At 63.5% G+C, this 9,646-nt stretch carries 12 protein-coding genes; 8 read left to right on the top strand and 4 right to left on the bottom strand.

Features of this window, described 5'->3' with window-relative positions:
• Nucleotides 1–150: 150 nt before the first annotated feature.
• The 4 genes from NTW26_01075 to NTW26_01060 all read right to left on the bottom strand — a co-directional run bounded on the left by NTW26_01075 (nt 151) and on the right by NTW26_01060 (nt 4,589).
• On the bottom strand, nt 151–1,368 hold the full coding sequence (locus NTW26_01075; protein MCX7020867.1) for a sugar phosphate nucleotidyltransferase: 1,218 nt from the start codon (nt 1,366–1,368) through the stop codon (nt 151–153).
• A 64-nt stretch (nt 1,369–1,432) separates the two neighbouring features.
• Nucleotides 1,433–2,101 carry a hypothetical protein gene (locus NTW26_01070; GenBank protein MCX7020866.1) on the bottom strand — a complete coding sequence of 223 codons (669 nt, stop codon included), beginning with the start codon at nt 2,099–2,101 and terminating at the stop codon, nt 1,433–1,435.
• Nucleotides 2,101–2,355 (bottom strand): DUF366 family protein, encoded by a 255-nt coding sequence (locus NTW26_01065; protein ID MCX7020865.1) that lies wholly within the window; start codon nt 2,353–2,355, stop codon nt 2,101–2,103. The genes NTW26_01070 and NTW26_01065 overlap by 1 nt, the downstream gene beginning before the upstream one ends.
• A 344-nt stretch (nt 2,356–2,699) precedes the next feature.
• Nucleotides 2,700–4,589: a hypothetical protein gene (locus tag NTW26_01060; protein MCX7020864.1), complete on the bottom strand. Its 1,890-nt coding sequence runs from the start codon at nt 4,587–4,589 to the stop codon at nt 2,700–2,702.
• Between the two features lie 230 nt (nt 4,590–4,819).
• On the opposite strand from NTW26_01060, the gene NTW26_01055 reads away from it, so the two are divergent.
• From NTW26_01055 to NTW26_01020, 8 genes are all read left to right on the top strand, one after another.
• On the top strand, nt 4,820–5,122 hold the full coding sequence (locus NTW26_01055; protein MCX7020863.1) for a hypothetical protein: 303 nt from the start codon (nt 4,820–4,822) through the stop codon (nt 5,120–5,122).
• Nucleotides 5,123–5,128: 6 nt separating this feature from the next.
• Nucleotides 5,129–5,335 (top strand): hypothetical protein, encoded by a 207-nt coding sequence (locus tag NTW26_01050; protein ID MCX7020862.1) that lies wholly within the window; start codon nt 5,129–5,131, stop codon nt 5,333–5,335.
• Nucleotides 5,289–6,914, top strand: a complete 1,626-nt coding sequence (locus tag NTW26_01045; protein MCX7020861.1) for a hypothetical protein — start codon at nt 5,289–5,291, stop codon at nt 6,912–6,914. Before NTW26_01050 ends, NTW26_01045 begins: the two co-directional genes overlap by 47 nt.
• A gap of 134 nt (nt 6,915–7,048) precedes the next feature.
• Nucleotides 7,049–7,516 (top strand): V-type ATP synthase subunit K, encoded by a 468-nt coding sequence (locus NTW26_01040; protein ID MCX7020860.1) that lies wholly within the window; start codon nt 7,049–7,051, stop codon nt 7,514–7,516.
• 1 nt (nt 7,517) lies between these two features.
• Entirely contained in the window at nt 7,518–8,099 is a 582-nt protein-coding gene (locus tag NTW26_01035) for a V-type ATP synthase subunit E family protein (GenBank protein MCX7020859.1), read from the top strand.
• Nucleotides 8,096–9,097: a V-type ATPase subunit gene (locus NTW26_01030; GenBank protein ID MCX7020858.1), complete on the top strand. Its 1,002-nt coding sequence runs from the start codon at nt 8,096–8,098 to the stop codon at nt 9,095–9,097. Before NTW26_01035 ends, NTW26_01030 begins: the two co-directional genes overlap by 4 nt.
• A gap of 8 nt (nt 9,098–9,105) precedes the next feature.
• The gene (locus NTW26_01025) at nt 9,106–9,438 is read left to right on the top strand and encodes a V-type ATP synthase subunit F (protein ID MCX7020857.1); all 333 of its coding nucleotides are present in this window, start codon (nt 9,106–9,108) and stop codon (nt 9,436–9,438) included.
• A partial coding sequence (locus tag NTW26_01020) for a hypothetical protein (protein ID MCX7020856.1) occupies nt 9,435–9,646 on the top strand: 212 nt, incomplete at its 3' end. The genes NTW26_01025 and NTW26_01020, both read left to right, overlap by 4 nt.

The following is a 9,646-nucleotide window of genomic DNA, read 5'->3' as shown; positions in this document are numbered from 1 at the left end:
TCGGACAACCGCTCGAGCTTGGCCGCGGCCTCCACGGCGTCCACACAAACCCCCTTCGCAACGGACGATTCGTCTTAATTATACAAAAAAAGGGCCCGGGCGGTTCCCGGCCGGTCTACGCCGGTCTCACCCGCGAGCCACCGGAGCGGGTCACTCACCCTCCGGCCAGATTTCCCCTTTGTCGCCGTGGACGATCTCGCCGAACTCGGTACTCGCCCCGGCGGCGATTTTCGCCCCGGGCATCAGCACGGTCATAGGCGCCACGTAGGCCCCGGGGCCGATAACGGCGCCGAACTTCGGCAGGTCCACCTCCACCCGCTCGCCCTTGACGTTCGAGTAGATTTTCCCGTCGGGCGGCGGGTCGCAGAAGGCGGTCACCGCGTCCCCCAGCACCGCCCCGTCGCCGATGACGCACCGGGTCAGAAGGCAGCGACGGCCGATCTGCACGTTGGCCCCGATCAGGCAATTCCCGATCTGGGTCCCGCCGGCTATCTGCGTGTTGGGGCCCACCGCGGTGCGGTTCATTATCTGCACCCCGGGGTGGACGTAGCAGTTCCGCGAAATCATCACCCGGTCGGTGAGGATGCACCCCCGGCCGATCCAGGAGTCCTCGAGAATGTTCACGGTGACGCAACGGTGGACGTCACCCAGGAGGCGGGCCTTCACGTTGAACCGCTGCAACGGCCGGTCCTGGATCAGGCGGGTGTTGGCCTCCAACAGGTGCCATGGGTAGCCGATGGCGTACCAGCCGCCGTTGGACTCGACCCAGTGGAGCTTGCCCTCGGCGGCCAGCTTGGCGGCCGCTCCCGTCATCTCTATCTCGCCGCGTTCGCTCGGCTCCAGGTCTGTGAGCAGCCGGAGGAATTCGGCGTTGACCTTGAAACAGCCCGTGTTTGCCAGGTCAGAAACGAACTGGGTGGGCTTCTCGTGGACGCCGGTGACCCGGTCGCCCTCCACGGTGAAGACCCCGAAGCGTTCGGGATCGGTGACGCGCTGGGCCAGCACGGCGTTGGGGTGCTCGAACAGCTCTTCGAAATTCTCGTCGCGGTAGAGGTCGTCCCCCATGAGCACGAGCGCCTCGCTGGAGATTTTATCGGCGGCGCACAGAAGGGCGTGCCCCGTCCCCTTCTGCTCCTTCTGCTCCACGTAGCGCAGCCGGATGCCCCGGTAGCTGGAACCCAGGCGCCGGATTATCTTCTCCCCCATGAAACCGACAACGATAATGGCCTCGTCCACCAGGCCCTCGACGGCGCGCAGGTTCAGCTCGAGTATCGAGTGCCCGGCGACCTCGTAGAGGGCCTTGGGGGTCTTAACCGTCAGGGGATAGGTGCGGGTGCTCCGTCCGGCGGCGAGGATGACTGCCTGCATTTAATTCGCCCGGGGTATGGGGTCCAGAGGGTTTATAGCAAAAAACTACCTAAAATGAAAGGAATTACTGCGGGGAGAGCTGCGGTGGAGCGACGGTGCGGCTGACGAACATGCCTTCGTCCAGGAGGGTGAATTCGTAACAGCCCCCGGCCAAGCGCCCATCGGGAGGGTGGCCCAGGTGAAAATCCGCCGAACCGCAGCTCGTGCCCAGGGTCACCTCACGCTCCGCCTCGGGTATGGTCCGGCCGTCGTAGCTCCAGCTCCCCGTCAGGCGAGCGCCGGACTCGCAGTGTCTGTAATTCACGGCGGCCAGGAGCCCCGATTCCTCCCAGTCTATCCGCGTCACGTACTGGGGCGGACGCGGCGGGATGTAGAGCACCCTCGTGGTGAGGGGAACACCGGTGTCATCGGTTAGGTCGAGCCGGTGGTACCCGGAGGGGACCTCGAAGCCGGTCAGGGTGAAAAATAGCTCGCCGTCGGTCGAGCCCACCCGCAGGGTCTTGGACAGGGGTTCCGCGGGCGCGGGCGGCATCCAATGGCAGGTGAAGTAATCGCCGGGAGTCGCATTCTGGAAAAGAACCCGCACCTCGAGCCTCTCGGCGTCGGTCGGTCCGGCGGGCGGGTACTTCACCTCGACGATTTCGAACCGCAACCCTCCGGTCGCCAGGAAGATTATCGCCCACACCCAGAGGAGGAAGAGGGGGAAGAGGTTGCGTAGGAGCGGGCGCTCCATCATTCCACCGCCCTCACCTTGGCCGCCGCGGACGAGAGACCTTGTTCCGCTTTTTCGAATACTCCCAGGAGCTCGCGGGCGAAATCGGCCGCGCCGACGCCCAGCTCGACCAACCCGACCGCCGGCACCGGGGCACCGGTAGGATCGTCGTTCAGACCAATATGGATGAGCCCGGCCAGGGGGCTTACGGTGGCGATGGAAACCGAAAACTTTCGCCGGTCGGGCGTGTAGATGTCGTCGCCCTCGACAAGCACATCCAACGCAATCACCCTCCACACCGGCCGACCGGCGCGGCCAGTGAGTGGTGAGTTGGGTTCCGTCGTAGACGAGCTCTGCCGGTATGAATCGGGTTTGGAACATACGTGAAAGCCGGGGGCCGCCCGGCGATTGTAGAACCGTTCGCTTTTAAAAACAACCTTGGAACCCGTTTTGCCGGGGCGTTACTCGCTTTGCCGGGGGCATAGCTCGCTTCGCCGGGGGCATAGCTCGGTTCGCTCGGTTCGCTCGGTTCGCTCTTTTTGCCGGGGCATTATCCACTTCAACGAGCCCGAGGCCGAACCACCGGGAACCACTTCCGACGAAGTGCGGCCGTGCCCCGTCAGATGGTCGTCTTTATCATGAACCCCACGTTAAACGAATCCCGTTCGGGGTCGTACTCGTAGAGGCGGTAATCGGCGTCCACATGGATGACGAGGTTCTCAATGATGTTGTAGGAGAAGGAGAGCCCCCACGCCTGGTCGGTGTTGATGGTCTCGCGGTAGGTATAGATGGACGTGTGGGAGTTCAATTTGTAGGAAACCTCGAAGGCCAGCGTATCGGTGGGGTATATATTGATGCGTGTATTGATCCTCCAGTCGTTCTTCAAACCCATGCTGCCGGAACTCTCGCCCACCGGGAAGGTCACGCTCTCCTTGAAGGAACCGGAGAAGTCCAGGCCCCAGTACTCGGAGACGCTGAACACAGGCTCGATGACAAGCTCCCGTGAGAGTGAGTCGGAACCGCTCGCGAAGTCGTTAGTCCGCCGGTTGTTCCGGGAGAGGGTGTATATCAAATTGACACGCAGCCCCTCGGAGAGCTTCACCTCGCTGCCGAAGCTCAACTTGAGCTCGTTGCTCCGGGGAAGGCTCGACGAGATGCCGCCCATCGTCCGGTCGAAGCCGATGTTGAGGTTCGCGTTGAAGGTAACCGCACCGGTCAGCTTCCACTTGATGGATGAGGAGACGTCGTTGTAGAGGGAAATGGTGTCCTTATCGGTACTTATCGGATAGATGAAGTCGTCGTGGGTTATCTTGTGCTGCAGCTTGAGGATGAAGCTCTTGCCCAGGTCTATCTGGGCGTCGGTGGTCATGCTGTTTTTGATGTCGGTGAGGACCGAATCGGCGATGGCGAAACGTTCCGGGGGCAGCTCACCCTCGTCGTCGTAGTACCTCCTGTTCAGCGTTTCCTGGGACAGGGTCCAGTGGAGGTGGTCTTCCTGGATCGAGTCCCAGTTGAGCTGCAGCTTCCAGTTTATCCCCCGGGAAAAGGTGTCGTAGAGCGGCCACCAGGGCGCGCGGATGCGGGACCCCGGTATGGGGTCCAGCTCGGGGTAAATCCAGAAGAAGTACTTCTGGAGATAGACCTCCTTCTGCAGGTAGGTAGTATTCCCCTGAAGCAGGTCCACGGAAAGGATGCCCTTCACGTCGAAGGGTGCTTCGAAGTTCGAGATCATGGACAGAGTGTTGTTCAAGGTGTCCTGGTCGCGCTCGATGAGATTCATGTCCCGGTAGAGAATACCGTTGAAGAGGTACCGGAGCTCCACGGTCGTGTTGTCCCAGGGGGCGTAATTCCCGATGAGGTTCGTGTTTATCCCGCCCACGTAGTACTCTGAATTCAAGGCGGGCTGTACGGGGTAGCTGCGCACCTCCCGGGAACCGGTCAGATCGAGGGAGAGCCGGGTGTCTTCGGTCACCTTGTAGTCGAAACGGAAATCGGTGTCCGCGGACAGGGAGTGGTAGAAGTACTCGCGATAGACGTAATCCCAGTCGTAGGTGCCCTCCTGGGTATCGCTCGTGGTGAAGTAAGCGTCCATGTCGGCCAAAAGGGCATCGGAGAATTGAATGGTGGAGTTTGTCCCCGCCCGCTGGCTCTTCGTCTTCTGGTACTGTTCCTGGATCACCATGGTCGAGTCGTAATCGGTCTGTTCGTAGTAACAACCGATGCGGGTTGTGTCCACGGGTATGTAGAAGAGATCGAAGCGCAGGGTGCGGCTGTCCGATTTGCGCTCCGCCTGGGGTTCGTTCTGGAGGCTCTGGTTCAGGGTCAGCCGGTAGGTGAACACATCGGCCAGGGGGTATGTGAAAGAAAGCGCCGACCCGATCCTGTTGAGGGATTTGCCGCCGCTGAAATCAATATTCAGGCCGGGTTCGACGCCCGTGTCCTCCTCCCGGGCCCAGGATGCGGGGGGGAGAAAGAAAACCACGAGGAGCACGGGGAGGATTAGCTTCACTAAAAAAAACCTCCGTCGCGGAGGTTTATTGTACGGGTACGCCGCACGGGTGTCAACCGCCGGAACTTTTTAATCTTATGCCACTTAGTCCCCTACAGCGTTGACTAATCAGGCGCCGTGTGATAATGTCTCCTCACTTTTCTTCCGCGGCGACCCCGGGCCGCCCTCCCGTGTGTCCACCTTCCACGGTTCACATTCAAACAGAATCCATGAGCGATATAGTCAACCCGTTGCTGGCACCGGTTGTGGGGGCGGAGAACGCCGCCCGCGACCGGGTTTCCGACACCGAAATCGAGGCGAAGAACGAGCTCCGCGCAGCCCGCGATAGGGCGGAGGAGATGCTGAAAACCGCGGAGGCCACGGCCCGCGAACAGGTCCGCCGGGCGGTTGATGACGCCCGTCAGTCGGGCGAGGTCGAGGCCCGGGACGTTCAGGAACGCATAGAGAAAGAAATCGAGACGACGAATAATAAGGCCCGCGGCCGCATGAAGGAGGCCTGCCGGGTCATCGTGGAACGCATCACCGGCACCTAGGCGACTATGGCCAACGCCCGAGTCCAGCGCATAGAGATCCTCCTTCACTCGAGCGTCCGGGACGACCTGCTCGACACGCTGGCTGACGCCGGCGCCGTGGAGATCGAGGCCCTGGAACCCGAGGATCGGGGCGAGCTTCCCCCGCCCTCCGCGGCCCCCGCCGAGGATGCCGACCGCGCCCTTTATCCGGTCCCGCCTCGACCGCCTGGCTGATGAGCGGGCGGAGCTCGTCTCGTGGCTGGGGCTCGCGGTACCGCCCGACTCGCTCGGAGTTACCGACAGCACCTTCTCCGCCGCCTACGGCCTCAACTCGCGGAATCTCCCCCGGTTGAGGGAGGTTCTCGCGGAAGCGACGGGGGAGCTCTTCGAACTCACCGATCTGGGCGCAGCCGGGATGGAGGCGACCGCCACTTCGGGCCGAATCGTTCTGGTCTGGCACGCCTCGGTGGACGAGTCGCTCCGCGGCGCGCTCAAGGGCTTCGAGCTGATACCCTGCCCCCTGACCGGACCGCTGACATCCGCCCAACGTCTGCAACAGGTCGAGGTGGAAATCGAGGCGTGCCGGGCGGAGTTGGACGAAACGCTCCGCGAGGCGGACCGGCTGCTCGAACACCGCAATCCGCTCTACCTGGCTCTGGACCGGGCGCGCACCGAAAGCGAGGGGCAGCGGAAGGTCGCCGAATCGGCGGCCACCGAGCTTGCCATCTACCTGCGCGGCTGGGTGCCCGAGTTGGCGGCGGACGGCGTCAAACGCGTTCTGGACAAGCACGAGCTGGTCCACTACAACCTCCGCCCGCCGACGGCGGACGAGACGCCGCCGGTGTATCTGTCCAACATCGCACCGGTGCGGCCCTTCGAGTACATCACCGACCTCTACTCCCGGCCCAAGCCCAGCGAGAAAGACCCCACCCCTTACTTCGCCTTCTTCTTTGCCCTTTTCTTCGGCATCTGCCTGACGGACGCCGGCTACGGCCTGACGCTCGTCGTGGCCACGCTGCTCGGCCTGAAGCTGCTCCACCTCTCGCCCGGCATGCGCAAGATGTTCAAGATGCTGATGATCGCAGGAATCTTTACCATGGTCGTGGGAACCCTCACCGGCGGCTTCTTCGGCCTGAACTTTGAATGGTCGCCGGAGCTGGCGGAGCTGCGGCAAACCTTGATGCTGATTGATCCCCTCAACCCGGATCAGATGCTGGTCTTCTTCTATCTGACCCTCGTCGTCGGGTACATCCAGCTCTTCACCGGTTACCTGCTGGGTTTCCTCGCCGCCCTGCGGGCGGGTGACCGTCCCACCGCCTTCTACCGCAAGCTGCCCTGGCTCGCTTTGATGATCCTCTTCCCGCTGGCCATCGGCCTGCCGGCTCTCACCGGAATGGACGGAACGATCTTCTGGTGGCTGATCGCCGCCGTCGGCGTTTACATCGCCCTCTTCAGCGGGGTGGGCGACGACAGCGGACTGCCGCGCATCGGCGCCGGATTCTTCAATCTCTACACCGGACTCTCCGGCCTCTTCTCCGACCTGCTCTCCTACGCCCGGCTCTTCGCCCTGGGGGTGGCCACGGGGGTCATCGCCCAGGTGGTGGACACCCTGGCCTTCCAGGCCAGCACGGTCTGGTTCATCGTGATCTTCATCGTCGGCCACATCTTTAACATCTCGATGAATGCCCTGGGCGGTTACATCCACAGCGCCCGACTCCAGTTCGTCGAGTACTTCGGCAAGTTCTATGAGGGCGGCGGACGGATCTTCGCCCCCTTCGCCCGCAACGTGGAACACACGATTCTCAAGGATTAAGCGACCGGAACGGATTTGCCGACCGGCCGGATGCCGGTGAAGAATCACTTTCCGCGGCGCCGGACACCCTACGAGGAAAACGTATTCCGGAACCGCGTTCCCCCACAAATAGCAAGGCCACCAAAGGAGTACTCATGGGTCTGGTATTGGCCTACCTAGGCGTCGGTCTGGCGGTAACCTTGGCCGGGATCGGTTCGGCCATCGGCATCGGCCTGGTGGGACAGGCGGTGGCCGGGGTGATGAGCGAGGATCCGCGCAACTTCGGCAAATACCTCGTCCTGACCGCTCTGCCGGGCACCCAGGGCATCTACGGTTTCGTCGCCGGTTTCCTCGGCCTGAATCTGATCTCGACCCTCACCGCCGCCGGAGCCATGACCACCGAGCTCGGACTGCAGATCCTCCTGGCTTGCGCGCCCGTGGGATTTTCCGGCTGGCTGTCGGCCATCCACCAGGGAAAGGTCTGCACCGCCGGTATCGGCCTCTCCGCCAAGCAGCCGAACGAATCGGGCAAGGCGCTCGTGCTGGGCGTCTTCGTCGAGTTCTACGCCGTTCTGGGTCTTCTTATCACCATATTCCTCCTGAACGCAGTTGGGAGGGTGTGAGTTGTCCCTGGACGCAATCATCGCCAAGATAGCAAGCGACGCCGACGCCCGGGTGGCGGAGATACAGTCCGCCGCGAAGGCCAAAAACGCCGAAATCCTCGCCGAGGTGGAGAAACGCGCCCACGCCTTGGAGGCGCGCATCCGGGAAGCGGGGGAACGCGAGGCCGCCGGCACCCGGGAGCGCGTCGTCTCCATGGCCGCGCTCAACGCCCGCAAGGCCGTCCTGGCGGCCAAGCAGGAGCTTTTGGACGAGGCCTTCGCCGCGGCGGCCGACGAGCTTGAAACCCTGAAAAAAGACGCCTGGCGCGCGGTCTTCAAATACCTCGTCGCCGACACCGATCTGAAGGGCCCCTACGAGGTCATCACCTCGAAGCGCGAGGCCGCCTTCCTGGACGACGCCTTCCTGAAAGGCTTCACCCCGAAGCTGTCGGTTTCCAACCAGACGCGCGAGCAGGGTGGCGGGTTCGTCCTTCGCGGCGGCAAAACCGAGCTGAACTTCACCTTCCGCGCGCTGACCCGGAGCCTGCGGCCGTTTCTGGAAAAAGAACTGCTCGGCATCCTGGGGTTCGAGGAATTACGATGATGGGGCGGATCAAGCTCTCCGGCGATCCGGCTTACGCCTACGCCGTGGGCCGCGTTCGGGTCCGCGAGCGCCGTTTGCTGACGAGACGGTCGCTCGTCGAGGCCGCCGAGGCCCGGACCTTCGAGGACGCCGTGGACGCCCTCCGCGAGGCGGGTTACGAGCCCGCGTCCCGGAGCGGCGCCGGCCTGGAGGAGCTCCTCGCCAAGCAGTCCGCCGAGCTGACCCGGTTCATCCGGGAGAGCGTGCCGGATCCCCGGGTGCTCGAATATCTGCGTCTGAGGCTGGATTACGCCAACCTCAAGGCGGCCCTCGTCGGACGCCTGACGGAAAAAAAGCCGCCCCTGACCGAGGGCGGGGGTGTGCCCCTGGAAAATCTCACCGCCCTCGCTGACGGTGGGGAACCGGATTCGCTTCCAGACCCCTTCGCCGAGCTGGGCAAAAGGCTCCTGGAGGAATGGGAGAAGGCGCACGACCCGTTCCTCTTGCAGCAGGGAGTGGACCGGGCCCTCTTCGCCGGCCTGGCCGGGCTCGCCGGGGAAATAGGGCTGCCCTTCCTCACCGCGTACCACGAGCTGGAGACCGACCTCGTAAATCTGGCGGTCCTGGTCCGCTGCCTGGCGGCGCCCAACCCCGAGGAGCTGTCCGCCGCGGCCTTCCTCCCCGGGGGCAACCTGGACGTCGGGCGGTTGGAGGTTCTCGCCCGGACGGGCGATCGTGCCGGAGCCGCCGAGCACGTCGGCCGCACACCCTACGCCGATGTGGTCCGCGGCGCCGTCGAGGGAGCCCCCGACGGTCTGGTCAACCTGACGGTGCGAGGGGCGGACCGGAAGCTGGATTTCCTCCGGCAGGCGCGCCTCGCTCCTTTCGGCGCCGAACCGGTCATCTCTTATTATCTGGCTAAAAGGAACGAGATCGAGCTGGTCCGCTTCGTCCTGACCTGCAAGCTGAACGGCGTCCCGCCGGAAACGATAACCGCCCGTCTGTGGGGCGTTTCGTAGCGGGTATTGTGGCCGGTCTGAACCAGATTTACTTCATCGGAGAGGAAGACCAGCTCCGCGGCTTCACCGTCCTGGGGACGACGGTCGTGGGGGTGAGCTCGATCCACGAGGCCGAGGAGGCGCTTAAGCAAGCGGCAAGCGGCGGAGCCGTGGCGATTTTCATCACCGAGGAATACGGCGGCCGGATGCTGGACACCATCGCCTCCTACGCCGACCGCCCCCTACCGGTCATAACGCTCATCCCCTCATCCACGGGCTCGAAGGGGATAGCCTACGAACGCATCCGGCGGATGGTCGAGCGCGCCGTCGGCGCCGACGTCCTGGGGAAGGAGGAGAAATGATTATCTACCGCGAGAGGCTCACCGACTGGGTGTCCCAGATCATCTTCTGGATCGTCCTGGCGCTCTGCGTGTTCCTCGGCGTCTTCCCGGCGGCGCTCATATCGTATGCAGGCTACAGCGTCCCCCTGCCGGACATGTTCGCGGTCGGCGCCGTCCTGGCCGCCATGTACGCGACCGTCTTCCTCGCCGTCTGGGCCACTTCCTCCCG

It is taken from the genome of bacterium (assembly GCA_026398675.1).
Classification (GTDB): domain Bacteria; phylum RBG-13-66-14; class RBG-13-66-14; order RBG-13-66-14; family RBG-13-66-14; genus RBG-13-66-14.
The sequence above is the reverse complement of the archived record's forward strand: the minus strand, read 5'-3'. Positions and strand labels throughout refer to the sequence as shown.